24 protein-coding genes are annotated in these 25,217 nt (G+C 66.7%); 20 read left to right on the top strand and 4 right to left on the bottom strand.

Annotation, left to right across the window (positions count from 1 at the left end; translation table 11 throughout):
- The first annotated feature begins 193 nt into the window (after nucleotides 1–193).
- A complete protein-coding gene (gene uvrA, locus PIGHUM_RS19395) occupies nucleotides 194–3,043 on the top strand; it encodes an excinuclease ABC subunit UvrA (RefSeq protein ID WP_124081371.1) in 2,850 nt (949 codons plus the stop codon).
- 8 nt (nucleotides 3,044–3,051) lie between these two features.
- Here the strand turns inward: uvrA and PIGHUM_RS19400 are convergent, their stop codons facing one another.
- On the bottom strand, nucleotides 3,052–3,585 hold the full coding sequence (locus PIGHUM_RS19400; protein WP_124081372.1) for an adenine phosphoribosyltransferase: 534 nt from the start codon (nucleotides 3,583–3,585) through the stop codon (nucleotides 3,052–3,054).
- 198 nt (nucleotides 3,586–3,783) lie between these two features.
- Between PIGHUM_RS19400 and PIGHUM_RS19405 the strand changes: the two genes are divergently transcribed.
- The 9 genes from PIGHUM_RS19405 (at nucleotide 3,784) to hprK (ending at nucleotide 11,601) form a co-directional block, all read left to right on the top strand.
- The gene (locus tag PIGHUM_RS19405) at nucleotides 3,784–4,800 is read left to right on the top strand and encodes a KpsF/GutQ family sugar-phosphate isomerase (protein ID WP_124081373.1); all 1,017 of its coding nucleotides are present in this window, start codon (nucleotides 3,784–3,786) and stop codon (nucleotides 4,798–4,800) included.
- A 7-nt stretch (nucleotides 4,801–4,807) separates the two neighbouring features.
- Nucleotides 4,808–5,416 (top strand): KdsC family phosphatase, encoded by a 609-nt coding sequence (locus PIGHUM_RS19410; protein WP_124081374.1) that lies wholly within the window; start codon nucleotides 4,808–4,810, stop codon nucleotides 5,414–5,416.
- Nucleotides 5,417–5,624: 208 nt separating this feature from the next.
- Entirely contained in the window at nucleotides 5,625–6,242 is a 618-nt protein-coding gene (lptC, locus tag PIGHUM_RS19415) for an LPS export ABC transporter periplasmic protein LptC (RefSeq protein ID WP_124081375.1), read from the top strand.
- 13 nt (nucleotides 6,243–6,255) lie between these two features.
- Nucleotides 6,256–6,861 (top strand): lipopolysaccharide transport periplasmic protein LptA, encoded by a 606-nt coding sequence (lptA, locus tag PIGHUM_RS19420; RefSeq protein ID WP_124081376.1) that lies wholly within the window; start codon nucleotides 6,256–6,258, stop codon nucleotides 6,859–6,861.
- The gene (gene lptB, locus PIGHUM_RS19425; RefSeq protein ID WP_124081377.1) at nucleotides 6,858–7,682 is read left to right on the top strand and encodes an LPS export ABC transporter ATP-binding protein; all 825 of its coding nucleotides are present in this window, start codon (nucleotides 6,858–6,860) and stop codon (nucleotides 7,680–7,682) included. Before lptA ends, lptB begins: the two co-directional genes overlap by 4 nt.
- 8 nt (nucleotides 7,683–7,690) lie before the next feature.
- Nucleotides 7,691–9,181: an RNA polymerase factor sigma-54 gene (locus PIGHUM_RS19430; protein WP_124081378.1), complete on the top strand. Its 1,491-nt coding sequence runs from the start codon at nucleotides 7,691–7,693 to the stop codon at nucleotides 9,179–9,181.
- Between the two features lie 269 nt (nucleotides 9,182–9,450).
- On the top strand, nucleotides 9,451–9,777 hold the full coding sequence (gene hpf, locus PIGHUM_RS19435; RefSeq protein ID WP_124081379.1) for a ribosome hibernation-promoting factor, HPF/YfiA family: 327 nt from the start codon (nucleotides 9,451–9,453) through the stop codon (nucleotides 9,775–9,777).
- A 377-nt stretch (nucleotides 9,778–10,154) separates the two neighbouring features.
- Entirely contained in the window at nucleotides 10,155–10,631 is a 477-nt protein-coding gene (gene ptsN / locus PIGHUM_RS19440; protein WP_124081380.1) for a PTS IIA-like nitrogen regulatory protein PtsN, read from the top strand.
- 40 nt (nucleotides 10,632–10,671) lie between these two features.
- Entirely contained in the window at nucleotides 10,672–11,601 is a 930-nt protein-coding gene (gene hprK / locus PIGHUM_RS19445) for an HPr(Ser) kinase/phosphatase (protein ID WP_124081381.1), read from the top strand.
- Nucleotides 11,602–11,636: 35 nt separating this feature from the next.
- Here the strand turns inward: hprK and PIGHUM_RS19450 are convergent, their stop codons facing one another.
- Nucleotides 11,637–12,434: an IclR family transcriptional regulator gene (locus PIGHUM_RS19450; protein ID WP_124081382.1), complete on the bottom strand. Its 798-nt coding sequence runs from the start codon at nucleotides 12,432–12,434 to the stop codon at nucleotides 11,637–11,639.
- A 62-nt stretch (nucleotides 12,435–12,496) separates the two neighbouring features.
- Between PIGHUM_RS19450 and PIGHUM_RS19455 the strand changes: the two genes are divergently transcribed.
- From PIGHUM_RS19455 to PIGHUM_RS19500, 10 genes are all read left to right on the top strand, one after another.
- Entirely contained in the window at nucleotides 12,497–13,858 is a 1,362-nt protein-coding gene (locus PIGHUM_RS19455; protein WP_124081383.1) for an aromatic ring-hydroxylating oxygenase subunit alpha, read from the top strand.
- Nucleotides 13,855–14,352, top strand: coding sequence for an aromatic-ring-hydroxylating dioxygenase subunit beta (locus PIGHUM_RS19460; protein WP_124081384.1), 498 nt, complete (start codon nucleotides 13,855–13,857; stop codon nucleotides 14,350–14,352). The genes PIGHUM_RS19455 and PIGHUM_RS19460 overlap by 4 nt, the downstream gene beginning before the upstream one ends.
- 10 nt (nucleotides 14,353–14,362) lie before the next feature.
- The gene (locus PIGHUM_RS19465) at nucleotides 14,363–15,928 is read left to right on the top strand and encodes a UbiD family decarboxylase (protein ID WP_246013352.1); all 1,566 of its coding nucleotides are present in this window, start codon (nucleotides 14,363–14,365) and stop codon (nucleotides 15,926–15,928) included.
- A 36-nt stretch (nucleotides 15,929–15,964) separates the two neighbouring features.
- The gene (locus PIGHUM_RS19470) at nucleotides 15,965–17,017 is read left to right on the top strand and encodes a Bug family tripartite tricarboxylate transporter substrate binding protein (protein WP_124081385.1); all 1,053 of its coding nucleotides are present in this window, start codon (nucleotides 15,965–15,967) and stop codon (nucleotides 17,015–17,017) included.
- On the top strand, nucleotides 17,014–18,033 hold the full coding sequence (locus PIGHUM_RS19475; RefSeq protein ID WP_124081386.1) for a Bug family tripartite tricarboxylate transporter substrate binding protein: 1,020 nt from the start codon (nucleotides 17,014–17,016) through the stop codon (nucleotides 18,031–18,033). The genes PIGHUM_RS19470 and PIGHUM_RS19475 overlap by 4 nt, the downstream gene beginning before the upstream one ends.
- 10 nt (nucleotides 18,034–18,043) lie before the next feature.
- Nucleotides 18,044–18,850, top strand: a complete 807-nt coding sequence (locus tag PIGHUM_RS19480; RefSeq protein WP_124081387.1) for a class II aldolase/adducin family protein — start codon at nucleotides 18,044–18,046, stop codon at nucleotides 18,848–18,850.
- A 5-nt stretch (nucleotides 18,851–18,855) separates the two neighbouring features.
- Complete coding sequence (locus PIGHUM_RS19485; RefSeq protein WP_124081388.1) at nucleotides 18,856–19,833, top strand: ketopantoate reductase family protein; 978 nt, start codon at nucleotides 18,856–18,858, stop codon at nucleotides 19,831–19,833.
- 234 nt (nucleotides 19,834–20,067) lie between these two features.
- Entirely contained in the window at nucleotides 20,068–20,991 is a 924-nt protein-coding gene (gene rapZ, locus PIGHUM_RS19490; protein WP_124081389.1) for an RNase adapter RapZ, read from the top strand.
- Between the two features lie 4 nt (nucleotides 20,992–20,995).
- Nucleotides 20,996–22,093, top strand: a complete 1,098-nt coding sequence (locus PIGHUM_RS19495) for a septal ring lytic transglycosylase RlpA family protein (protein ID WP_124081390.1) — start codon at nucleotides 20,996–20,998, stop codon at nucleotides 22,091–22,093.
- An 88-nt stretch (nucleotides 22,094–22,181) separates the two neighbouring features.
- Nucleotides 22,182–23,099: a LysR family transcriptional regulator gene (locus PIGHUM_RS19500; protein WP_124081391.1), complete on the top strand. Its 918-nt coding sequence runs from the start codon at nucleotides 22,182–22,184 to the stop codon at nucleotides 23,097–23,099.
- On the opposite strand, the gene PIGHUM_RS19505 is transcribed toward PIGHUM_RS19500, so the two are convergent.
- Complete coding sequence (locus tag PIGHUM_RS19505; protein ID WP_160142358.1) at nucleotides 23,071–24,075, bottom strand: CobW family GTP-binding protein; 1,005 nt, start codon at nucleotides 24,073–24,075, stop codon at nucleotides 23,071–23,073. The two genes, PIGHUM_RS19500 and PIGHUM_RS19505, sit on opposite strands and share 29 nt — an antisense overlap.
- 35 nt (nucleotides 24,076–24,110) lie before the next feature.
- A complete protein-coding gene (locus PIGHUM_RS19510) occupies nucleotides 24,111–25,217 on the bottom strand; it encodes a zinc-dependent alcohol dehydrogenase (protein WP_124081393.1) in 1,107 nt (368 codons plus the stop codon).

Consider the following 25,217-nt stretch of genomic DNA (forward strand, 5'->3'; position numbering starts at 1 on the left):
TAGGGGTGGGCTTCCCCTTCCAGTCCGCCGGTTTCGCCCACTGGGCCCGGCGCCGGGCCGCCCCAAGGCGGGCCCAGGCCCCCTCGGGGGGCTGCCGCGTAGCGGCTGGGGGTCCACCATACTGGGCGCGCGTAAGCGCGTACGGGGGGGTTATATTACCAAGTTGCCTTTCACCCAGGCCTACGCTCGAAACATGGAAGTCATCCGGATCCGGGGTGCACGCACCCACAATCTCAAGAATGTGTCGCTGGAGCTTCCGCGCCACCAACTGGTCGTGATTACCGGGCTCTCCGGCTCGGGCAAGTCGTCGCTGGCGTTCGATACGCTCTATGCCGAAGGCCAGCGCCGCTATGTCGAGAGCCTGTCGGCCTACGCGCGCCAGTTCCTGCAGTTGATGGACAAGCCCGAGGTGGACCTGATCGAGGGGCTGTCGCCGGCGATTTCCATCGAGCAGAAGGCGGCCAGCCACAACCCGCGCTCGACCGTGGGCACGGTCACCGAAATCCACGACTACCTGCGCCTGCTGTTCGCCCGCGTGGGCACGCCCTATTGTCCGGACCACGGCCTGCCGCTGCAGGCCCAGAGCGTCAGCCAGATGGTGGACATCACGCTCGCGCTGCCGGCCGAAAGCCGGCTGTCCATCCTGGCGCCGCTGGTGCGCGACCGCAAGGGCAGCTTCGAGGACGAACTGGCCAGCCTGCAGGCCCAGGGCTACGTGCGCGTGCGGGTGGACGGACAGGTGCTGGACATCGACAGCGTGCCGCCGCTCAAAAAGAACGAGAAACACAGCATAGACGTGGTCATCGACCGCCTGCGCGTGCGGCCCGAGGCGCAGCAACGGCTGGCCGAGAGTTTCGAGACGGCCATCGGCCTGGCCGACGGCCGCGCCATCGTGCTGGAAATGGACGCCGCCGAGAACGACGAAGGCCGTGAGCACCTGTTCTCCAGCCGCTATGCCTGTCCCGCCTGCGGCCACAGCCTGCCCGAACTGGAACCGCGGCTGTTCAGTTTCAACAACCCGATCGGCGCCTGTCCGAGCTGCGACGGCATCGGCCACGTGGGCTTTTTCGACCCCAAGCGGGTCGTGGCGTTTCCCGAACTGAGCCTGGCCAGCGGCGCGATCCGCGGCTGGGACCGGCGCAATCCCTTCTATCACCAGCTCCTGACCAGCCTGGCCGCGTTCTACGACTTCGACGTGGACACGCCTTTCGAAGCGCTGTCCGAGGAGACCCAGCAGCGCGTGCTCTACGGTTCGGGCGAGCAGGAAATCGCCTTCACCTACGTCAACGAGAAGGGACGCACCACCGTTCGCGCGCACCCGTTCGAAGGCGTGATCCCGAACCTGGAACGGCGCTGGAAGGAAACCGATTCGGCCACGGTGCGCGAAGAGCTGGGCAAGTACCGCAACGTCAAGACCTGCCCCGACTGCGGCGGGTCGCGCCTGCGCGCCGAAGCGCGCAACGTCCGCATCGGCGAGGGCGACTACGGCCGCGCCATCTACCAATTGGAGGCCCTGCCGCTGGCGGACTGCCAGGCCTGGTTCGAGGACCTGGCGCTGGCCGGCGCCAAGCGCGAGATCGCCGACCGCATCGTGCGCGAAATCACGGCGCGCCTGAGCTTTCTGAACAACGTCGGGCTGAGCTATCTGTCGCTGGACCGCAGCGCCGACACCATTTCCGGCGGCGAGGCCCAGCGCATCCGCCTGGCCAGCCAGATCGGCTCCGGCCTGACCGGCGTGATGTACGTGCTGGACGAACCGTCCATCGGCCTGCACCAGCGCGACAACGACAGGCTGATCGGCACGCTGCGCCATCTGCGCAACCTGGGCAACAGCGTGATCGTGGTCGAGCACGACGAAGACATGATCCGCGAAGCCGACTGGGTGGTGGACATGGGGCCGGGCGCCGGCGAGCACGGCGGCCAGGTCGTCGCGCAGGGCTCGCCCGACCAGATCGTGGCCGACCCGGCCTCGCTGACCGGCCAGTACCTGAGCGGCCGCAAGTCCATCGCCATCCCGGCGCGGCGGCCGGTGCACGGTCAGGAAGACCTGCCCTGGCTGGAACTCAAGGGCTGCACCGGCAACAACCTCAAGGACGTGGACCTGCGCATTCCCGCCGGCCGCCTGATCTGCATCACCGGCGTATCGGGCTCGGGCAAATCGACCCTGGTCAACGACACGCTGGTCAACGTGGTGTCGCGCCATCTCTACAACAGCCAGGCCGAGCCGGCGCCCTACGAGTCCATCGACGGGCTGGAACACTTCGACAAGATCATCAGCGTCGACCAGAGCCCCATCGGCCGCACTCCGCGCAGCAACCCGGCCACCTATACCGGCCTGTTCACGCCCATCCGCGAACTGTTCGCCGGCGTGCCCGAGGCCCGCGCGCGCGGCTACGATCCCGGGCGCTTCAGCTTCAACGTCAAGGGCGGCCGCTGCGAGGCCTGCCAGGGCGACGGCGTGGTCAAGGTGGAAATGCACTTCCTGCCCGACATCTACGTTCCCTGCGACGTCTGCCACGGCAGCCGCTACAACCGCGAAACCCTGGAGATCCGCTACCGCGGCCGCAACATCAGCGAAGTGCTGGATCTGACCGTCGAGCAGGCCCTGGAGTACTTCGAAGCCGTGCCCGCCATCGCGCGCAAGCTGCAGACCCTGATCGACGTGGGGCTGGGCTACATCCGGCTGGGCCAGAGCGCCACCACCCTGTCCGGCGGCGAAGCCCAGCGCGTCAAGCTCTCGCAGGAACTATCCAAGCGCGGCACCGGCAGCACCCTGTACATCCTGGACGAACCCACCACCGGGCTGCACTTCCACGACATCTCGCTGCTGCTGGAAGTCGTCGGCCACCTGGTGGACGCCGGCAACACCGTAGTCGTGATCGAACACAACCTCGACGTCATCAAGACCGCCGACTGGATCGTGGACATGGGCCCCGAAGGCGGCGACGGCGGCGGCCGGATCATCGCGCAAGGCACCCCCGAGGACATCGCCGCCGAACCCCGCAGCCACACCGGCGGCTACCTGAAAAAATACTTGCGGTAAGCGCGGAGCTAAAACTCGCACACCGTGTAGAGGCTCAGGCCGGAAGCCCGCACGGCTTTCGAGCCGCCCAGCGCCGGCAGGTCGACCACCGCGGCGGCCTCCACGACGTTGGCGCCCAGGCGCTGCAACAGTTTCGAACCGGCCAGCATGGTTCCGCCGGTGGCGACCAGGTCGTCGACCAGCAGCACGCGCTGGCCCGGACGCACGGAGTCGGCGTGCATTTCCACCGTCGAGGTGCCGTATTCCAGCGCATACTGCTCGGCGATCGTATCGAAGGGCAGCTTGCCTTTCTTCCGCACCGGCACGAATCCCAGGTTCAGTTCGTGCGCGATCACGCTGCCGACGATGAAGCCCCGGGCATCGATGCCGGCGATCAGGTCCAGGCGCTGGTTCATGTAGCGGTAGACGAACAACTCGATCAGCACCCGGAAACTGCGCGGGTCCTGCAGCAACGGCGTGATGTCCCGGAACTGCACGCCCGGCTCGGGCCAGTCGGGCACCGTACGGATGCGGTCGCGAATGTAGTTCGGATCCAGGAACATGGCAGGCTCGGCGCAAGAAAGGCGGGGAAAGAACCGGGCACCTTCGCCCGGGCGAACAGGCTGCACTGTAAACCAAAGACGTGAAGCAAGGATCGTGCCCTTGCTACTATACTGGTAGATCGTCGCAATTGAATGACCGCCGCCGCGCATCGTGCCGGCGCAGGGCTACGGCCCATCCGCCCGGCGGTCCGGACCACCATGAACACCTCAGACAACGGCTCGTCCAACGTATACGTACCCGGCGCGTCCGAACCGGTCGATGTCATCGACTCGGCGCGCTGCACCCTGGCGGTGGAGATCGACGCGCTCAAGGCGCTGTCGGACCGGCTGGACCGGACCTTCGTGCGCGCCGTCGACATCCTGCTCGCCTGCCCGGGCCGGGTCGTGGTGAGCGGGATCGGCAAGTCGGGCCACATCGCCCGCAAGATCGCCGCCACGCTCGCCTCGACCGGCACGCCGGCGTTCTTCGTGCACGCCGCCGAGGCGGTCCACGGCGATCTCGGCATGATCACCGCAAACGATGTGCTCGTCGCGATATCGTACTCGGGCACCACCGCCGAACTGCTGACGATCGTGCCGGTAATCAAGCGCCTGGGCGCGCCGCTGATCGCCATTACCGGCAACGCCGACTCCGAACTGGCCCAGTTGGCCGACGTGCACCTCGACGGCAGCGTGCCCCAGGAGGCCTGCCCGCTCAACCTCGCCCCCACCGCCAGCACCACCACCGCGCTGGCGCTGGGCGACGCGTTGGCAGTGGCCTGCCTGGAAGCGCGCGGCTTCGGTCCCGAGGACTTCGCCCGCTCGCATCCGGGCGGCGCACTGGGCCGTCGCCTGCTGACCCACGTCAGCGACGTAATGCGCACCGGCCGCGACCTTCCCATCGTGCAGGCAAATTCCTCGGTCACCGACGCGCTCGAGGAAATCACCCGCAAGGGCATGGGCATGACGGCGGTGCTGGACGGCGACCGCGTGATCGGCATCTTCACCGACGGCGACCTGCGCCGCCTGATCGAGCGCGAAGGCGACATCCGCAACCTGACCGTGATCGCCGGCATGACCCGCAACCCGCTGTCCATCGGACCCGACGCGCTGGCGACCGAAGCCGCCGCGGTGATGGACGAAAACCGCAAGAACCAGTTGCTGGTGCAGGACGCGGCGGGCACGCTGGTCGGCGCGCTTCATACCCACGATCTGATGGCAGCCAAGGTGCTTTGACGTTTCCATGACGAATCTCTTCATTCCCCATCCCGCCGAAGCCCTGATCCTGGCCCGCGTGCCGCAAGACCTGCGCGAGCGCGTGGCGCGCCTGCGCCTGATGATCTTCGACGTGGACGGCGTGCTGACCGACGGCCGCCTGCACTATGGCGAGCACGGCGAAACGGTCAAGATCTTCCATGCGCTCGACGGCTTCGGGCTGCGCATGCTGCATGAAAGCGGCATCGAAGTGGCCTTCATGACCGGCCGCGACTCGCCCACGGTATCGCGGCGCGCCGCCGAACTGGGCATCTCGGAAGTCCAGCAGGGCGTGCGCGACAAGAGCGCGGCCGTCGCCGCCCTGGCCCAGCGCCACGGCCTGGACCTGGCCGAAGTCGGCTTCATGGGCGACGACATCATCGACCTGGCCGCCATGCAGCGCGTGGGCTTCGCCGCCAGCGTCGCCGAGGCCCCGACCTACGTCGGCCAGGCCGCGCACTGGATCGCCCAGCGCCCCGCCGGCCACGGCGCGGTGCGCGAATGCTGCGACCTGATCCTGGCCTCCCAGGGCCGGCTCGGCGGCTACGTCGCCAATCGTACCCGATCCCCCGTCACTGCCGGGGGATCTGAACAATGAGCCCCCCCCTACGCGCTGCGCGCGCCCCCCAGGGGGCGGCACTGGCGGACCGGCAAAGCCGGATCCGCTGTGCCCTGGGTCCGAAGCACGCAGGCGCAGCGGTCCAAGATGACGCTTCCAGACCCAGGATGCGGTGGATCCGGCTCCGCCGGTCCACCCGCATCGCCCCCTGGGGGGCGCGCGCAGCGCGTAGGGGGGGGCCCTCATCATGAAAGACAAAGTCGCTTCGGGCGTATCCATCGCACTGCTGGCCGCGCTCGTGGCGGGAACGTGGTGGGCGGCGGATTATGCGAAGCGGGCGGTGCTCGAGGATCCGCCGCGCCGCATGACGCACGAGATCGACTCCTACGTCGAGCAATTCGTCATGGTCCGCAGCGACGAGGCCGGCGTGCCGATCACGCGCATGGAGGGCGACCGGCTGGAGCACTACCCGGACGACGATTCGTCCGAGGTGGACCAGTTCCGCGCGGTCAGCCAGCGGCCCGAACGCCCGACCATGACGGCGCGCTCCATCCATGCCCGCATGGACGAAGACGGCGCGCGCGTGGTCATGCGCGGCGACGTACAGTTGCGCAGGCTGCCGAGCCCGGGCCGCGCCGAGCTGGATATCCGCAGCGAACAGATCACGCTGATGCCGGATGAAGACGTGGCCTTCACCGACCTGCCGGCCACCGTCGTCAACGGCACGTCGCGCATCGAAGGACGCGGCATGCGCTACGACAACGTCTCGCGGGAACTGCAGGTGCACAACCAGACCCGGGTGCAGATCGTGCCTGGCGGCCCACGGCCCGCGGCGCCTGCCGCGCGCCGGCCATCGAACGGATAAGGACAAAAGAACCGTGCTTCATCATCGCATCTTCCGACTCGCCACCCATGCCGTACTGGCGCTGGCGGCGGCCGCGGGCGCCGGACAGGCCGTGGCGGCGCGTGCCGACAACGCGCAGCCCACCACCGTCGACGCCGACTCGCTGCGCTACGACGACCTCAAGCAGACCAGCATCTTCACCGGCAACGTGGTGCTGACCAAAGGCTCGCTGATCCTGCGCGCAGACCGCATGGAACTGCGCGAGGACGCCGAGGGCTACCAGTTCGGCGTGGCCACCGCCAACGGCGGCAAGCTGGTCAACGTCCGCCAGCGCCGCGAGGGCACCGACGAATACATCGAAGGCGTGGCCGAACGCGTCGAATACGACGGCCGCAACGAACTGATCCATTTCATCTCCAAGGCCATCGTCAAGCGGCTGGCCTGCGAGCAAATGGTCGACGAAGTGCGGGGACAGCGCGTGACCTACAACCAGCGCACCGAGACCTACACCGCCACGGGCGGCCCGCAGGCGCCCACCTCCAACCAGCGCGTGCGCACCATCATCCAGCCGCGCGCCCAAGGCGCGGGCAACGCGCCGGCCTCGGGCTGCCCCGCGCCCGCGAACAAGGCGGCGCGATGAGCGCGCCCGCTCGGCCGCCCGAAGGACGCGCGTCCGCCCTCGGGGACACGGCAGCGCCCGCGGCGGAGTCCGCCAAAGGCGAAGGCCGGCTGCGCGCCGAGGGATTGCGCAAATCCTACCAGGGCCGTACCGTCGTCAAGAACGTATCGCTGCACGTGGACAGCGGCGAAGTGGTCGGCCTGCTCGGCCCCAACGGCGCCGGCAAGACCACCTGCTTCTACATGATCGTCGGGCTGGTGCCCGCCGATGCCGGCACCATAGACATCGACGCCATCTCGGTCACCAGCCTGCCGATCCACAAGCGCTCGCGCCTGGGCCTGTCCTACCTGCCCCAGGACGCCTCGGTGTTCCGCCGGCTCAACGTCGAGCAGAACATCCGCGCGGTGCTCGAACTGCAGCGCGACGAGAAAGGCGCGAGCCCGAGCGCCGCCCAGGTCGCCGAACAGCTGGAATCGCTGCTGGAAGAACTGCAGATCGGCCACATCCGCAACAGCGCGGCGATCTCGCTGTCGGGCGGCGAGCGCCGCCGCGTCGAGATCGCGCGCGCGCTGGCCACCGACCCGCGCTTCATCCTGCTGGACGAGCCCTTCGCCGGCGTCGACCCCATCGCAGTCATCGAGATCCAGCGCATCGTGCGCTTTCTCAAGAGCCGCGGCATAGGCGTGCTCATCACCGACCACAACGTGCGCGAAACGCTGGGCATCTGCGACCGGGCCTACATCATCAGCGACGGGACGGTATTGGCCAACGGCCATCCCGAGGAAATCGTCGGCGATCCGGCCGTGCGCCGCGTCTACCTCGGCGAACATTTCCGCATGTAAGCGGTGCCATGCTCAAACCAGGACTTCAACTACGCACGTCGCAGCACCTCGCTTTGACACCGGCACTGCAGCAGTCGATCAAGCTGCTGCAGTTGTCCACGCTCGAACTCGAACACGAGATCGAGCAGATGCTGCAGGAGAACCCGCTGCTCGAACGCGACGACGACCACGTCGCCGCCGCGCTGCGGGTCGATGCCAACGGCAGCATGCAGGCCCCGGGCAGCCCCGCCGAGCCCGAAGGCAACGCCGCGCCGGAGGGCGAATCCGGCGATGCCGATTCCCCGTCCATGAGCGATGCGGCGCTGTCCGACGCGCCCGAGACGCCCGGCATGCCGGAGCTCCACCGCCCCGGCGGCGAGTACGATGACGACGCCGCGCCGCAACTGGCCGCGCGCTCGACCTCGCTGCGCGAGCATCTGCTCGAACAGCTGTCGCTGACCCAGGCCACCCGGCGCGATGCCGCGCTGGTCACGGCGCTGATCGACGAACTCGACGACAACGGCTACTTCGACATGTCGCTCGAGGAAATGGCCGGCCTCTTCCCCGAAGAACTGGAAATCGACGCCGACGAATTGCGCTCGGCGCTCGGACTGCTGCAATCCTTCGACCCGACCGGCGTCGGCGCGCGCAACATCTCGGAATGCCTGTGCCTGCAATTGCGCACGCCCGACCTGGACTGCCTGCCCGAAGCCCGCGATGCCGAGACCTTGAAACTGGCGCGCGACATCGCGGCCCATCACCTGCCCCTGCTCGGCGCGCGCGACTACGCCAAGCTGCGCAAGGCGCTGGGCTGCAGCGACGACCAGTTGCGCGCCGCCCAGTCCCTGATCCGCCGCCTCGACCCGCGCCCCGGCTCGCGCTATTCTTCGCCGCCCGCCGATTACGTCATTCCCGACGTGATCGTGCGCAAGGTCGGCACCCAGTGGCGCGCCATGCTCAACGGCGACGCCATGCCCAGGCTGCGCGTCAACCAGATGTACGCGCAGATCCTGAAGGCCGAGCGCGGTTCGGCCCACGCCGGGCTCTCTTCGCAACTGCAGGAGGCGCGCTGGCTGATCCGCAACGTACAGCAGCGCTTCGACACCATCCTGCGCGTGGCGCAGGCCATCATCGAACGCCAGCAGGGTTTCCTCAACCATGGCGAGGTTGCCATGCGCCCCCTTGTATTACGCGAAATAGCAGATACACTAGGGTTGCATGAATCGACGATTTCACGCGTCACGACGCAGAAATACATGCTCACCCCGCTGGGGACGTTCGAGCTGAAGTACTTCTTCGGCAGCCACGTCGCCACGGAAACCGGAGGAGCCGCGTCGTCGACGGCGATTCGTGCACTGATCAAGCAACTCATCAGTGCGGAGGATCCCACTCAGCCACTATCCGACAGCCAGCTTGCACAGATGCTGGGGGAGCAAGGCATCGTGGTGGCGCGCCGCACAGTCGCCAAATACCGCGAAGCGCTGAAGATCCCTCCCGTTTCCCTGCGCAAGACCATCTAGTACGGCCGCACCGCGTGCGGCGGCGCCGGCATCCGCCCGCCCTCGACCCGACCAAGGTCGACCCGTACTTGAAAGCTGCGGCGTGGCGCCCATCTTATCTTTGACCGCTGTCATCCATGTGCCCGCTACTTCGCTTGCGTGGTGCCAGCCGGAACTCCGGCGCGACGCAAACCGAGTGGCACGCGCGTGTCACCATGCACTGGCAGCCCTGCGGATGCCGGTGCGGGCCCGGGAGCAGTCCCGGAACATCGCTACAAGGAGGGCTTTATATGAATCTGAGCATCAGCGGACACCACGTCACCGTGACCCCTGCCATTCGTGAGTACGTGCTGAACAAGCTCACGCGGGTACTGAGGCACTTCGACAATGTCATCGACATCCAGGTGATGCTGTCCGTGGAAAAATTGAGGCACCGCGCCGAAATCACCATGCATCTCAGAGGCAAGGACGTCCATTGCGAGGCCCAAGAAGAAAACCTCTACGCCGCCATCGACACCTTGATCGATAAAGTCGACCGCCAGGTCATCAAGTACAAGGACAAGGTCCAACACCCCCGCCCCGACGAAGCCCCCAAGCGCCAACTGATGGCTGAATAGGGGTCCCCCCCCTACGCGCTTACGCGCGCCCCCCAGGGGGCGGCACTGGCGGACCGGCGGAGCCGGATCCGCGGTGCCCTGGGTCATGAGCCCCGGCGCGGAAAGTAGGGGGGCACGGAACATGCGGAAGCTGGGAGAAACATTTCCGGCAACACATCTCGAACCTATTCAGTTGCATCGCGACATCTCATCCAGGGCACAGCGGATCCGGCTTTGCCGGTCCGCCGGTGCCGCCCCCTCGAGGGGGCCCGCGTAAGCGGGTAGGGGGTGGGCCTCCCCTCCCTACGGCTATAATGGGATTCCAACGTACAAAAGATGTTGTCCGGCGGGTGTGTGTACGAATTTGCAAGTTTGTATGAATGGCCGGCGCATATGCTATGAACCTGATCTCGCGGATTCTTCCCCCTTCGAACGTGCTGCTTGACCTGGAAGTCACCAGCAAGAAGCGCGTGTTTGAGCAAGTCGGCCTCCTGTTCGAGAACAACCACGGCATTGCCCGTTCGGTTGTGTTCGACAGCCTGTTCGCGCGCGAGCGCCTGGGCTCGACCGGGCTCGGCCAAGGGGTGGCCGTGCCGCACGGCCGTATCAAGGGACTGACCGATCCCGTGGCGGCCTTCGTGCGCCTGGCCCAGCCCATCAACTTCGACGCTCCGGACGGCAAGCCGGTGCAGATACTGGTCTTCCTGCTCGTGCCCGAACAGGCTACCCAGATGCACCTGGAAATCCTGTCCGAACTGGCGCAGATGCTGTCCAACCGGGCCTTGCGCGAATCCCTCGTCGGCGAGTCCTCGGCCAGCGCGATCCACTCGCTGCTGACCCACTGGGAACCGGCGCAATCCGCCGAAGAAGCCTGATCCCGCCGCCTTCGGTCGGCCGATTTTTGCGTGTGCCCCGATGCTGACTATCGAAAAACTGGTCGACGACAACGCCAACACCATTTCTCTGACGTGGCTGGCGGGCCGCGCGCACGCCAGCCGATCGCCGCTGCCCGACACCTGCCAGGCGGCCTCCGACCTGGTCGGCCACCTCAACCTCATCCACCCCACCCGCATCCAGGTCTTCGGCCATGAAGAACTGGCCTTCTACACCCGCATCGACTCCCGCCGCCGCGCCCACCACCTGGGCGAGCTGCTGGCCGGCGGCGTGCCTGCCGTGATCATGGCCGACGGCCTCGCGGCTCCGGCCGACGTCCTGGAACAATGCGAGCAGGTCGGCGTACCGCTGCTCGCCTCGCCCCACTCCGCCGCCGAAGTCATCGACATCCTGCGGTTCTACATCGCCAAGAGGCTGGCGCCGCTGATCACCGTGCACGGCGTCTTCCTCGACGTGCTCGGCATGGGCGTGCTGATCTCCGGGGAATCCGGGCTGGGCAAAAGCGAACTGGCGCTCGAACTCATCTCGCGCGGCCACGGCCTGGTCGCCGACGACGCCGTCGAATTCTCGCGCATCGCTCCCAGCATCATCGAAGGCCGCTGCCCGCAGCTGCTGCAGAACATGCTGGAAGTCCGCGGCCTCGGCCTGCTCGACATCCGGGCCATCTTCGGCGAGACCTCCGTGCGCCGCAAGATGAAGCTCAAACTCATCGTGCATCTGGTACGCACCACCTCGCCCGAAGCCAATTTCGAACGCCTGCCCCTGCAGGCCCTGACCCAGGACGTCCTGGGCCTCCCCGTCCGCAAAGTCGTCCTCCCCGTCGCCGCCGGCCGCAACCTCGCCGTCCTGGTCGAAGCCGCCGTCCGCAACGCCATCCTGCAGCTGCGCGGCATCGATACGCTCTCCGAGTTCATGGAGCGGCAGATGGAAGCGATCCAGAACGAAGGGTAGAGCGTTCCTCCGGGGCGCTTTCCGCCGAGGTTTCGTCATTTCTGCCGATAGCCCAGCACTCCCTGCGTGGCCTCTACCGCCTGCTTGAGCAGCGCCACGCTTTCCTCCCGCTGTACCGGCCCCATGCGTGCCGACAGATCCAGCGCTGCCAGCGCCCCGCAGATATGGCCCGTATGGTCGAAGATGGGCGCCGCCAGCGCGCAGCAGCCTGCATCTGCATAGAACTCGGCCTCGGTCATGGCGTAACCGTGATCGCGTACGGTCTGCACGCGGGCGGTGAAAGCAGCGTCGCCGGGCACGCCGGCACGCTCCCTGGCGACGAGGGGCTCGGTCAGGGCGGGGTTCTGATACGCCAAGAACACCAGACCGGTGGCGGACGAACACAGCGGTGCGACAAAACCTATACGTAGCGGCACCTGTACCGGGCACGCTCCCTCCACGGTTTTGACGATGGTGGGCCCATAGTTGCCCCAGATCGAGAGATGCACGTGATGCCCGGTAGCCGCATGCAAACTGCGCATGGGCGCCTCGGTAACGTCGACCACATTGGATTTCTTCAACGCCGCCAGCCCTAGCTGAAGCGCATAGGGGCCCAATAGATAGTGGCCACTGCCGTCGCGGGCCAGCACTCCCAACTCCACGAAGGTGGACAAATACAGGTAAGCATTGCTGCGCGCCATGCCAGCCTGCTGTGCCACGTCTTTCAACGGTAGCGCCCGTCCGGCCTCTTCCACCACACGCACCAAGCGGAACCCCACCTCGAGCGATTGGATCTTGCGCGGGGCGGCAGTACGTACTTCAGGGTTAGTCAGCATATCGATACCTTCGGACACTACCTATCATCGTTATTAAATAACAAATACCTTTATACATTGTATAACAAAAGGAGGCAAACATGATGGCAGAAGCACTTGCAGACTGCGTAGTGGACGACCCGGGCCAAGGCATTTTCACGGTGCACCGCGACGTCTACCGCGACCCCGCCATCTTTGAACTCGAGATGCGCTACATCTTCGAGCGCACGTGGGTGTTCCTGGGCATCGAGGACCAGATCGCCCGGCCGCACGACTACCTGACCACCTGGATTGGCCGCCAGCCGGTGTTGGTGATGCGCGACGGCGACGGCAAGGTGGGAGCCTTTCTGAACACCTGTCGTCATCGGGGGGCCGTGCTGACTCAGCGCGAACGCGGCAATGCCCGGGTCCACGTATGTGCCTACCACGCCTGGTCGTTCTACAGCGACGGCCGCTGTGCCAGCATCAAAGACGGCAAGGATGGCTGCTACAGCGAGGCCTTCGAACGCGAAGACCACGACTTGGCCCCCGTGGCGCGCTTCGCCTCGTACCGCGGATTGATGTTCGGCAGCCTTGAAGCCGACGTGCCGCCGCTGGAAGACTACCTTGGCGACGCGCGCTTCTTCCTGGATCTGATCCTGGACCAGAGCCCCCAGGGAATCGAGCTGCTCCCGGGTTCGTCAACCTATGTGTACAAGGGCAACTGGAAAATGCAGTTGGACAACGCGTTGGACGGCTACCACCTGACCTCGGTGCACCCCAGCTTCATGAAGATCGTCAAGCAGCGCCAGTCGGGAGAATCGCAGAACCAGTTGGCGACCATCGATTTCGCTGCCTACAGACAGCGCGGAGGCTTCACGTTCGATAACGGCCACGCGGCGGTCTGGACCCGCAATCCCCTGCCCCAGATCCGCCCGCTGTACGGACTCATCGACGAACTGCGGCAACGCGTGGGTGAAACGCGCGCCAGCCTGATGCTGGACACACGCAACGTGGTGCTGTTCCCCAACGTGCAGTTCGCCGAGAACGCCTCGTTGCAGTTGCGGGTGCTGCGCCCTCTTGCGGTGGATCGCACCGAGATGCGCAGTTATGTCATCGCGCCCAAGGGCGAATCGCCCGAAGCACGCGAGCTGCGGCTGCGGCAGTTTGAAGACTTCTTCAACAGCTCGGGACTGGCCACGCCGGACGACACCACCTGCTACGAAGACTGCCAGACCGGTTATCGAGCGCAAGGCGTGAGCTGGACCCAGGGTTATGCGCGCGGCATGACCAGCGTGCAGCGCGGCGCCAACGCGCAGGCGCAGCAGCTTGGCATCAAGCCCGCCACCAGCCAGTACGGCGACGTGGCCATCCAGGACGAAACCGTGTTCCATTCGGGCTACCGCGAGTGGCGGCGGCTGATGGTCAAGGGAGCCGCCAGCGATGCGGCAGCACAGGCTGCCGGGCAGGAGGGCGCGCGATGAATGCCGATCCCACCCTCGCCGCCGCGCTGTTGTACCGCGAGGCCGCACTGCTGGACGAACGCCGTTGGGACGACTGGCTGGCCCTGTTCACACCCGATGCGGAGTATTGGGTCCCCGCCTGGCGCGACGAGGACGAACCCACCGCCGACCCGCGCGCCGAGCTGTCCCTGATCTACTACCGCACCCGAGCCGGCCTGGAAGATCGGGTATGGCGCGTGCGATCGCGGCGCTCGGTCGCCTCGGCGGTGCTGCCGCGCACCCAACACGTCGTCACCAATATACGCGTGGCCGACGGCTCGGGCCCGGACCTGCTGAAGCTGCAATCGAATTGGACTACCCAGCAGTTTCTGCCCAAGGAAAAGGTGGTCGAGACCTACTTCGGCCGCCAGGAACATGACTGGCACCGGGTGGACGGCTGCTGGCGCATCGCACGCAAGAAAGTCCTGCTGCTGAACGACTATCTGAACGCCAAACTCGATTTCTATAACTTGTAGGAAGCACGCCGTGGCCTACGTCATGAAAAGCGAGCCGGCGGCCGCCGCCGGCATCCTGCCCGACCTGGAACGCTTCAGTCTGCGGACCTTTCTCGATTCGCTGCCGCCCGACCAGGTGGAAGTACGTCCGGACCGCATCGAGCTGGCCGATCTCGCCGCGGTTCTGGAGGGCAACCCCCGCGCCGTCCGATTCACGCAAACCGGCGGCGGCAACCTGCCCTTGTGCGGCAACGTCGCGGCCAGCCGGGCACGGCTGGCCCACGCCTTCGACACCACGCCCGACGCGGTGGCGTCGGCGGTGCTGGAACGCATGCGGCATCCCGGTGTGCTGATCGAGGTCGAGCGCAGCCAGGCGCCGGTGCAGCAAGTGGTCCAGACCGGCGACGAATGCGACCTGACCGCCCTGCCCGTGCACTTGCAGCACGCGCTCGACGGCGCGCCTTACATCTCGGCTTCGCTGGACTTCAGCCGTGACCCCGCCACGGGCTGGACCAACGTGGGCATGCGCCGCCTGATGCTGCGCGGCCGGCGCACGGCAGGCATCGATCTGGTGGCGCCGTCGGATCTTCGCGCCATCTACCAGGGTTGCGTGGCCCGTGGCGAGCGCATGCCGCTGGCCTTCGCCATCGGCTCCAATCCCATCGACCACCTGGCCGGCACGATGCGCCTGCCCATGGACGAACTCGAACTCGTAGCGGCGCTGCGCGGCGCTCCCATGGGCGTAGTCAAGTGCGTGACCAACGACCTGATGGTGCCGGCCGACGCCCAGTTGATCATCGAAGGCTACCTGGACGAGCGCGGCCATTCCGAGCCTGAAGGGCCGTACGGCGAATTCCTCGGCTATTACGGCGTGCTCAAGCGCAACCCGGTGTTTCACGTGACCGCCATCACGCGCCGCCGCGATGCCGTGTTCCAGACCGCCACCATAGGCGGACGCTCCATGGCGCTGACGGACACCGCCCAGTTGTGCTCGCTGCGTACGGAACTCATGGTGTGGCGCGGACTGGAGACCGCGGTGCGCGAAGTGGCCGCCGTATATGTGTCGCCCGCCACCGGCGGCGCGTTCAATGCGCGTGTCGCCATCAGCCAGCGCGTGCCCGGCGAGGCCCGCAACGCAATCGCCGCCGTGTTCGCCTCGGCAGCCAACATCAAGCACGTGTTCGTGGTCGATCCCGACATCGACGTCTTCAGCGACGAGCAGATGGACTGGGCGCTGGCCACGCGCTTCCAGGCCGACCGTGATCTGGTGGTGCAGTCCGGGCTGCGCGCCATGCCCCTCGACCCGTCGTTGGACGGGGCCGCCGTCACCGCCAAGGCCGGCTTCGACCTGACCCTGCCGCTGCTGCCGCCCGGCTGCAACCGGCCACTGGAACACCGGGTGCCGTCGCCGCCCGTGTACGACGCCCCGCGCCATGCTTCGCTGGACGCCGCGCTGGCCGACGGTCCCAAGCGCTTTGCCGAGCTGATGGCCGCGATCGGCACGCGCGATGGGCGCGAGATAGTGAGATGGCTGGAAGACACCGGCGCCCGCCGCTCCATCACCCGCGACGAGGAAGGCCGCTACCGCTTCGCATGACATGCGCCCCTCTACAAGAACCGCCAAGGAGACACCATGAGAACACCAACATCCCGTTTCACGCCGGCGCCAGGCCTGCGGCGATCCTTTCAGGGACTGGCAGGCTTTACCGCGCTCGCCGCGGCGTGCCTGGCCCCGTGGGGCGCCTCGGCCCAATCAACCGCTGGCAACTTCCCCGAACGCCCCGTGCGCCTGATCGTGGCCCACACTCCAGGCGGGCTGGTCGACACCTTCGCCCGCTACATGGCCCAGAACCTGTCGGCCAAGTGGGGCCAGCCGGTCGTGGTCGAGAACAAGCCGGGCGCCAACCAGGCGATCGCCAATGAACACGTGGCGCGCTCGCCCGCCGATGGCTACACGCTGCTGGTCGGCACCCAGACCGGCCTGGTATTCAATGCCATCGTACGCAACGACCTGCCGTTCGATCCCATCCGCGACTTCGCGCCCGTCTCCGGCCTGTTCACCACCCCTTTCTATCTCGTGGTGAACCCCAAGGTGCCGGCGCGCGATGTGAATGAACTCGTCGCGCTGGCCAAATCCCACCCTGGCAAGCTGACCTTCGCTTCCATCGGCGTGGGCAGCGCGCATCAGCTGGCGGCCGAGATGTTCAAGACGCTGACCGGCACCGACATCCTGCACGTGGCGTACAAAGGGAGCGCGCCGGCCATGACCGAGCTGCTGGGCGGCCAGGTCGACATGATGTTCGAAGGCGGCGCCTCGTCGCTGCCCAACGTGCGCGCCGGCAAACTGCGCGCGCTCGGATCCACGGGCAAGCATCGTTCGGAGGCGATGCCGGACGTGCCCGCCATCGGCGAGACCGTGCCCGGCTACGAGCTGACGGTCTGGATCGGCCTGGTAGCGCCGGCCGGCACGCCGCAGGCCGTGCTGGACAAACTCAACCGCGACACAGTGGAAGTGCTTGAGCGGCGCGGCACTCACGACAAGTTCGCCAGCCTGGGCATCGAGATGATGCCCACCGCACGGACCGAACTCGACCAGCGCATCCGCATAGAAGTCCCGCAATGGACCAAGGTGATGCGCGATGCGGGCATCGTGCCGCAGGGACGCAATAAAGGAGACGACAAATGAAAAAGCAACCAATGATCCGCAAGACGAACCTGCCGCTGATGCGCGCCGCTGCGGTGGCGATGGCCTGTCTGGCCCTGCCGGCGGGGGCCGCGCCGGCAGACGGCTATCCCTCGAAGCCCGTGCAAATCGTGCTCGGTTTTCCTCCCGGGGGCAGCACCGACATCCTGGCCCGCATGGTGGCCCAACACCTGCAACAGGCCTGGGGCCAACCGGTGGTGGTGGTCAACAAGCCCGGCGCCAGCACCATCATCGCCACCGAATCGGTGGCGCGCGCCACCGCCGACGGCCACACTCTGCTGGTGGGCGCCAGCAGCGCCATGACGATCAATCCCGTGCTTTACAAGAACCTGCCCTATGACGCGGGGCGTGACTTCGAGCCGGTGGCCATCATGGGGAGCTTTCCGCTGGTACTGGCGGTACAGCCGTCGATGAAGGTCAAGACGGTATCGGAACTGGTCGCCTCCGCCAAGACGGAATCGCTGAACTACAGTTCGGCTTCGACCCTGTTCCAGCTTGCGGGCGAGATGTTCAAGCAGACGGCCGGCGTGGAAGTGACCCACATTCCCTACAAGGGCAGCGTGCAGGCGCTGACCGCGCTCACCACTGGCGACGTGCAGATGCTCTTCCTCGATCCGGCACCGGTCATCACGCAGATGAAGGCCGGCAAGGCGCGCGCGCTGGCGGTGACCTCGGCGCACCGCTGGTCGCTGATGCCCGACGTGCCCACCATGACCGAATCCGGAGTGCCGGGCTACGACTTTGCCGGCTGGATCGCGCTGTTCACGCCCAACGGCACGCCGCCCGACATCGTCGCCAAAGTGCAGCGCGAGGTGGCGCGCATCGTCGAACTGCCCGATGTGAAAGGCAAGCTCGAAACCCTGGGCATCGACGCCGGCGGCCGCGCGCTCGGCATCGGGCCGGCCGAAAATGGCCCGGCGGCGCTGTCGCGGATCATTCAGTCCGAGGGCGAGCGTTTCGCCAAGGTCATTCGCACAGCCAATATCAAACCCGAATGAGGAGTCCAGCATGAACGCCCCTGACCAGCAGCCTCGCATGCTGCTCGAAGTCCGTCCCGAAGGACTCACCATACCGGAGCCGCCCCGCTTCGACGACCCGCAGGCAGAGCGCCTGCACCGCAAACAGCGGCTGGCGGCCTGCCTGCGCATCTTCTCGATGCACGGCTTCGACGCCGGCATCGCCGGCCACATCAGTTGCCGCGACGCCGTTCGGCCCGACCACTTCTGGGTCAACCCGCTGGCCCTGCACTTCAGCCGCGTCAAGGTATCGGACCTGGTGCTGGTGGACCACGAAGGCCGCATCGTCGAAGGCCGCCATCCGGTCAATGCCGCGGCCTTCTCCATCCACTCGCGCATCCATCGCGCCCGGCCCGAGGTCATGGCGGCCGCCCATTCGCATTCGCTATACGGCACCACTTATGCGTCGCTGGGCAAGCCGATCCCGCCCATCTCCCAGGAAGCCTGTGCTTTCTACCAGGACCATGCCGTCATGCAGGCCTACAACGGCATCGCCGCCGAGCTGTCGGAGGGCGAGGCCATCGCCAGCGCCCTGGGGCCGGCCAAGGCCGTGATCTGCCGCAATCACGGCCTCTTTACCGTCGGGCAGACGGTGGAAGAAGCGGTATTCTGGTTCCTGCGCATGGAGCGCGCGTGCGAGCAGACCCTGCGGGCCACCGCCGCCGGCCAGCCCGTCGAGGTCGATGAAGCCACAGCCCTGATGACCCGCAAGCAGGTGGGGGCGCCCAAGGCCGGGTGGTTCGGCCTGCAGCCGCTGGTGGACAAGGTCTTGGCCGAACAGCCCGACCTGCTGGATTGAAGCGCATGAAACTCTGTGTATTCGGTGCCGGCGCGATCGGCGGACTGATCGCCGGACGCCTGGCCCGGGCCGGCCAGCCCGTATCGATCGTGGCGCGCGGCGCCCATCTCGAGGCCGTCTGCCGCGATGGACTGACGGTTCGGAGCGACCGGGGCGACTGGAACGGCCCCGTGCACGCCGCCGCCCAGAGTGAAGACCTCGGCGTGCAAGACGTGGTGATCGTCACCGTCAAGACCTGCGGCCTGGCCGCCGCGCTGCCCGCCCTCGCGCCGCTGGTCGGACCGTCCACCGTCGTGGTGCCCGCCATGAACGGTGTCCCGTGGTGGTTCTTTTCCGGCTTCGGCGGCCGCCTGGCCGGCACCCGCCTCGAGAATCTCGACCCTGGCGGACGTATCGCCGCCGCCTTGCCGGAGCGCCAGATCCTGGGCTGCGTGGTGTACCCCACGGCCTACCTGGCGGCGCCGGGCGTCGTACAGCACACCGGCCGGTGGGAGCTGCACCTGGGCGAGCCGGACGGCAGCCTGTCGCCGCGCGGACAGGCCCTGCAGGCGGTGCTGGCGCAGGCCGGCTTCGCCTGCAGCCTGACCGCGGACATCCGGCACGATATCTGGCTCAAGCTGATCGGCAACGCCGCCTTCAACCCGGTCAGCGCACTGACGCGGGCCACGCTCGACCGCATGCTGGCCGACCCCGATGTCTATGCCTTGCTGCAGGCCTTGATGAACGAGACCATCGCCGTAGGCGCGGCGCTCGGCCTGGACACCGGCGAAACGCCCCGGGCCCGGCTGGAACGAGGGCGCCCCCTGGGCAAAATCCGGTTCTCCATGCTGCAGGACCTGGAACAGGACCGGCCCCTGGAACACGAGTCGCTGAGCGGCGCAGTATCGGCGATCGGCCACCTGATGGGCGTGCCCACGCCCTCCATGGACGCCGTGCACGGGCTGGTGCGCACGCTGGCGGCCAGCTCGCGAATCGCGCCCTGAAGCCCGCACTCCCCCCAGAAAAAACCCCATGTCTGCAGCTTTGCGGCTGCGCTGCCCCCCGAGGGGCGTTTTTTTGCCTTGGAAGCGGCCCGGCGGCAAAAGAGAACCTATCGGTTCTGTCATGGTCGATAATGACTAGCTGAGGTATCTTCTCCCTCCAGTAAGAAAGTTTTTCATTTCCAACCGCGGGAGGCACGCGGTTTCGATCTTCTATTGCTGGGCGAATCAATTACTGTGTTACGCGTCGTCTTCCTCACCGGGATATCGGGATCCGGCAAATCCGTGGCGCTCCGCACGCTGGAGGATGCCGGGTACAACTGCGTCGACAACCTTCCCGTGCGCTTCCTGCACGACTTCATCGCCGCTGCCCGCGACGATGGCCTGCAGCGCGTCGGCGTTTCCATCGACGCACGCTCCTCCAGCGGCGCCATCCAGAGCCTGCCCGAAACCATTACCGCGCTGCGGGCGCTGGGCGCCGAGATCCGGCTGGTCTTCCTCGACGCCGATACCGGCACCCTGGTGCAGCGGTACTCCGAGTCGCGCCGGCGCCATCCGCTCACCGACAAGCTCTTCCGCGAAGGCGTCGCGCCGTCCGTGGAAGCCTGCATCGCCCACGAACGCGAATTGCTCGGGCCGCTGCGCGAGCTGGGCCACGTCATCGACACCACCGGCCTGACGCCCTCGCAGCTGCGGTCGTGGATACGCAACGTGGTGCAGGCCGACTCCACCCCGCTCGTCCTGACCTTCGAATCCTTCGCCTTCAAGGAGGGAGTGCCGCTCGACGCCGACCTCGTCTTCGACGTGCGCTGCCTCCCCAACCCCCACTACGACCCCGTCCTGCGTCCCCTGACCGGACGCGACGCGCCCGTGGCCAACTTCCTGGCGGCCATTCCCAACGTGGGACGCATGATCGAAGACATCTCGTCCTTCATCCGCACCTGGCTGCCCGAGTACCTCCACGACACCCGCAGCTACCTTACCGTGGCGATCGGCTGTACCGGCGGGACGCACCGATCGGTCTACGTGGTCGAACAACTGGCCGCCATGTTCGCGGGCCGGGGGCAGGTACTGGTGCGCCATCGTGCGCAAAAACAATTCGACCTATATGATCCGGGCGACATCCCGCCCCAGAGCAGACCCCGGCATTCAGGATCCTAGACCGATGACGCAGACCGACCGGCTTCCCCGCCTTGGCGCCCCCGCCGCAGCCAGACGCCAATCCCCGGGGAGTTCCCGTCTCCTGCTCTGGACCGCCGTATGCGCCACGGTCGTCCTGGCCGCATGCGGCAGCGCCCCCAAATCCTCGTCGGGAAGCAGAGGCGGCGGCTACTACAAAGACGACGGCCCGCCCGCCTCGCCGCCCGCCAACCTCGACCAGGTGCCCGACCCGCTGCCCGCGGTCGAGCCCCTGGCCAGCGGCGCCAACAAGCCCTACGTCATTTTCGGCAAACGCTACGTGCCCGACACGTCCATGCAGCCCTACCGGGTGCGCGGCGTCGCATCCTGGTACGGCCGCAAATTCCATGGCGCCCGCACTTCGAACGGCGAGCTGTACGACATGTACGCGATGACGGCGGCCCACACCACCCTGCCCATCCCCAGCTACGCCCGGGTCACGCGCACCACCACCGGCAAAGCGGTGATCGTGCGCATCAACGACCGCGGACCGTTCCACGACGACCGCGTCATCGATCTTTCCTACACCGCCGCGCACAAGCTCGGGCTGCTCGCGCAGGGAAGCGGCGAAGTCACCGTGGAACTGCTGGTCCCCGCGGAAATCGCCCGCATCCGCGCCGAACGCGCCGCCCCGACCCAGCTGGCCTCGGCGGCCGCGGTGGCGCAGCCCATCGCCGACCCCGGCGCGGCCGAAGTCGTGGCCCTGCCCGTGGCGGCCCAGGAGCCGCCCAGCGACATGCGCGAACTGCCGCCGCTGGCGAGCGCGCCGGCCTTCGACGCTGCGGCCATGAATGCCCCGGCCCCCGTCGCCGTCCCGGCCGGCGCCGCGCGGCCGGTCTCGGCGCCGGCATCGCCTGGCATCTACCTGCAACTGGGCGCCTTCAGCGGCCAGCGCAACGCCGAGGACCTCGCCGCCCGGGTACGCGCCAGGCTGGGCGGAGCCGGCGAGCCGCTGCGCGTGGTCAGCGCCGACAGCCTCTACCGCGTCCACGTAGGGCCCTACCCCACGCGGGAGAGCGCGCAGGCGGCCGCGCAGCGCTTGCAGGCCCAGGTCGAGATCACGCCGGTCATCGTCCTGCGCTGACCGGGCCGGCGGTTCGCCGGTTTAGGCCAGTCCTGACCGGTTTGACACTACACTCCAGCCAACAGACTCAACTTTGCTTGGAGAAGGCTTGCACGGACGACAGATGATTCGCGGGGTGGATTTCAACTTGCTTCTACTGTTCGAGGCGATCTATCGCACCCGCAATCTTTCCGCTGCTGGACGAGCCGTGGGAATCAGCCCGTCCGCGGCGAGCCACGCGCTCGCCCGTCTGCGCAGCGTCTTCAACGACCCCTTGTTCGTGCGCATCCCGCGTGGACTCGAACCGACGCCGCTATCGGACCGGCTCGCCAAGCAAACGACGACCGCGCTGGAGGCGGTAAGCGCCATTTTCGATCAGGTCGCCTTCGAGCCTCATCGCGAGCACCGGACGTTCCGCCTGGCGATGACGGACATAGGCGAGCATCTGCTCCTGCCGCGTCTGCACGAACGGGTTACCGCAGAGGCGCCAGGGGTACGGATCGAAACCTGTGCTCCTCCCTTGCACCTGCTGCACGAGGGCCTCGAGAGCGGCGAAGTCGATCTGGCTCTTGGTTTCTTCCCGCAGATACGCAATGCCATGCGGCAACTGCGAGTCAAGACGTCGAAGTACGTCTGTCTCGTGAGAAACGAACACCCGGTTATCCGGGACGCGCTGAGCCTGGAGCAGTATCTCGACGCTTCGCACGCAATTGCTGCGCCTGCGGGAGACCAACGCGGGGAAATTCTGGAGCGCACGCTCAAGCATGCGCCATTGCGTGGCCAGATAGCCATCAAGGTTCTTCATTTCCTGGCCCTGCCCCACTTGGTCGCCAACTCCGACTTGATTGCCACCGTACCGTCCCGGTTGGCGGAATCGCTCCATCCGTCCTGGAACCTGCGCACATTCGACCTGCCGCTCGAACTGCCGCGCTACGATGTCAAGCTGTACTGGCATGAGCGCTTCCACCAGGACCCGGGCAACAGGTGGCTGCGGGGCCTTATCGCAGCCCACTACAACAACGAGTGAGCAGCGCCGTCGCCCATTCGGCATCGTCGACGTTTCCCCGCAGAATGACGACGAGGAAACCAGGTCCATCGAAATCCGCTATGGATTCCAGAGGAAATATCTGGGAACGGACGGCTTGCACGACGCTGGGTTGCGGCTTTCCCGATAACCGCACGATTCCCTTGAGCCTCAGCAGGCGGTCTTCGAATCGCGCCGTCAATTCGTCCAGAGCCTGGTACAGCGCCATCTCGTCGACAGACTGCGGCAAGTGTATTGTGGCGGTGCATACCTCCGAATGGCGCGCAGAACGTGCCAGACTGCGCGGCAGCGACCAGGCCACGGCGTTCTCCCGGCATCGCTGCCCGAGGCTTGCTCCGGGGATTTCTTCGAAGAAGCCTGCCAGGCCGGCCGGAAATGCATCGGCCCGGATGCAGGACAACTCCGCCGCGGGATTCGCGCGGGACAAGGCCGCGCTCCAGGCATCGATGCAATCCCGGTCAACCAGATCCGTCTTGGTCAGCAGTATCCGATCGGCCGCTGCGATCTGCGGCGTGCCTTCCGGCGCGCGCAATACCGAGGCCGCAGACGCCGTCGCATCGACCGTGCACAGGACGGCCGCCAGCCGAAACCGTTCATTGACGAGCGGATGGGCGCGCAGTGCCTGCATGATGGAGCGGGGGTCGGCCAATCCCGTCGTTTCGATGACGACGCGCTGGAATTTGGGGACTTTCCTATACAGCCTCAGTTCGAAGAGCTCCACCAGCATGGCGATCAAGTCATCGCTGACGCTGCAGCAAATGCAGCCGTTCTCGACGACCTGAACGACCTCGCCGGCACGCCACATCAACGTGTGGTCGAGCCCCACCGCGCCGTACTCGTTGACGAGGACGGCGGTGTCGGCCACGCTGCCCGACTCGAGCAGCGCGCGAAGCAAGGTCGTCTTGCCGCTTCCCAGGAAGCCGGTGAGCACGATGACCGGAATCCTTTTGACGGCCATGCCGGCGCCGCCGTCCGACAGAGACGGAAATCCGCCTACTTCCATGGATCGACGCAGCAATGAATCCCCCTGCGCCCATCGACGGCACCGACCGTCAGCAAAGCCTCGCCCACGTCATCGAGCCCGAACACATGGGTGCACAATCGGTCGAGCGGGTACCTTCCGGAGCCCAGCACGGCCAGAGCCAGCTCCACCGCCTGATAGCTGTGCCCGCGCAGCCCCTTGATCGTGAGGTTCTTGCGGAATACGAGATCGATGTCGAACTCGGGAATGGGTTTTCCCTTCGCTCCGCACACCATCACCCGGCCTGTCTTGTGCACCATCCTCAGCGCCAGCGCCGTTGTCGCGGCGCCTCCCGACGAGCAATCGAGAACCAGATCGGCCATCATGCCGCCGGTGATGTCGGCCACGGCTTCCAGCGGATCGGTTTGCCCGACGTCGATCGCATGATGGGCGCCGAGCGCCTTTGCCAGCATCAGCCTGTCTTTGTCGGCTTCGAGCCCGGTCACGATGATGCATCCGGCCCCGGCCTCCCTGGCCGCGACGACGCAGGCGAGCCCCTGCTGCCCCGGCCCCTGGACCACGACCGCCTCGCCCACTGCGGCCGCGCCATCGAAGCATGTCCACTGGAAACCGTTCCCCAGGGGCAAAGCCAGGCTTGCCAGCGTCGCCGGCATCGACGCAGGAACCTTGTGGAAGACCGAGTTCGGGTGCAGGTACTCTTTCTCCGCATACCCGCCCCACAGCGACGGCGCTATCGACACCGGGGTCGACCCATAGCGGATGCCGCTGCCGATCACCGTATCGGTCGCATCGCACAGCCTGAACTGGCTCGTCCGGCAGTAATTGCAGTAGCCGCACGGCAGGTACTCTTCCAGCGCGACGCGGTCGCCCTCGCGCAGTCCCCAGCGAAGCGCCGCGTCGCCGCCTATCGCCTCGATGAAGCCCACCGTTTCGTGCCCCTGGATCAGCGGACCGCGCGTTTTCGGAAACTTCTGAAAATTCGGCCAATCGGAGCCGCACACCCCGGACACCTCCACCTTCAGCAGGCCGGCTCCGGGGGTGATCTCGGGAACCTCGAATTCCCGGACTTCGACCTGGAACCCCTCCACCGATACCGCTGCCCTTACCTTCTGTGTCAT

This window comes from Pigmentiphaga humi (assembly GCF_900606115.1).
Lineage (GTDB): Bacteria > Pseudomonadota > Gammaproteobacteria > Burkholderiales > Burkholderiaceae_B > Pigmentiphaga > Pigmentiphaga humi.

Excerpts from the sequence above, each read along its gene's own strand:
- uvrA (WP_124081371.1), top strand. The coding sequence starts at position 194 with ATGGAAGTCATCCGGATCCGGGGTGCACGCACCCACAATCTCAAGAAT.
- PIGHUM_RS19400 (WP_124081372.1), bottom strand. The coding sequence starts at position 3,585 with ATGTTCCTGGATCCGAACTACATTCGCGACCGCATCCGTACGGTGCCC.
- PIGHUM_RS19405 (WP_124081373.1), top strand. The coding sequence starts at position 3,784 with ATGAACACCTCAGACAACGGCTCGTCCAACGTATACGTACCCGGCGCG.
- PIGHUM_RS19410 (WP_124081374.1), top strand. The coding sequence starts at position 4,808 with ATGACGAATCTCTTCATTCCCCATCCCGCCGAAGCCCTGATCCTGGCC.
- lptC (WP_124081375.1), top strand. The coding sequence starts at position 5,625 with ATGAAAGACAAAGTCGCTTCGGGCGTATCCATCGCACTGCTGGCCGCG.
- lptB (WP_124081377.1), top strand. The coding sequence starts at position 6,858 with ATGAGCGCGCCCGCTCGGCCGCCCGAAGGACGCGCGTCCGCCCTCGGG.
- PIGHUM_RS19430 (WP_124081378.1), top strand. The coding sequence starts at position 7,691 with ATGCTCAAACCAGGACTTCAACTACGCACGTCGCAGCACCTCGCTTTG.
- hpf (WP_124081379.1), top strand. The coding sequence starts at position 9,451 with ATGAATCTGAGCATCAGCGGACACCACGTCACCGTGACCCCTGCCATT.
- ptsN (WP_124081380.1), top strand. The coding sequence starts at position 10,155 with ATGAACCTGATCTCGCGGATTCTTCCCCCTTCGAACGTGCTGCTTGAC.
- hprK (WP_124081381.1), top strand. The coding sequence starts at position 10,672 with ATGCTGACTATCGAAAAACTGGTCGACGACAACGCCAACACCATTTCT.
- PIGHUM_RS19455 (WP_124081383.1), top strand. The coding sequence starts at position 12,497 with ATGATGGCAGAAGCACTTGCAGACTGCGTAGTGGACGACCCGGGCCAA.
- PIGHUM_RS19460 (WP_124081384.1), top strand. The coding sequence starts at position 13,855 with ATGAATGCCGATCCCACCCTCGCCGCCGCGCTGTTGTACCGCGAGGCC.
- PIGHUM_RS19470 (WP_124081385.1), top strand. The coding sequence starts at position 15,965 with ATGAGAACACCAACATCCCGTTTCACGCCGGCGCCAGGCCTGCGGCGA.
- PIGHUM_RS19475 (WP_124081386.1), top strand. The coding sequence starts at position 17,014 with ATGAAAAAGCAACCAATGATCCGCAAGACGAACCTGCCGCTGATGCGC.
- PIGHUM_RS19480 (WP_124081387.1), top strand. The coding sequence starts at position 18,044 with ATGAACGCCCCTGACCAGCAGCCTCGCATGCTGCTCGAAGTCCGTCCC.
- PIGHUM_RS19485 (WP_124081388.1), top strand. The coding sequence starts at position 18,856 with ATGAAACTCTGTGTATTCGGTGCCGGCGCGATCGGCGGACTGATCGCC.
- PIGHUM_RS19495 (WP_124081390.1), top strand. The coding sequence starts at position 20,996 with ATGACGCAGACCGACCGGCTTCCCCGCCTTGGCGCCCCCGCCGCAGCC.
- PIGHUM_RS19505 (WP_160142358.1), bottom strand. The coding sequence starts at position 24,075 with ATGGCCGTCAAAAGGATTCCGGTCATCGTGCTCACCGGCTTCCTGGGA.
- PIGHUM_RS19510 (WP_124081393.1), bottom strand. The coding sequence starts at position 25,217 with ATGACACAGAAGGTAAGGGCAGCGGTATCGGTGGAGGGGTTCCAGGTC.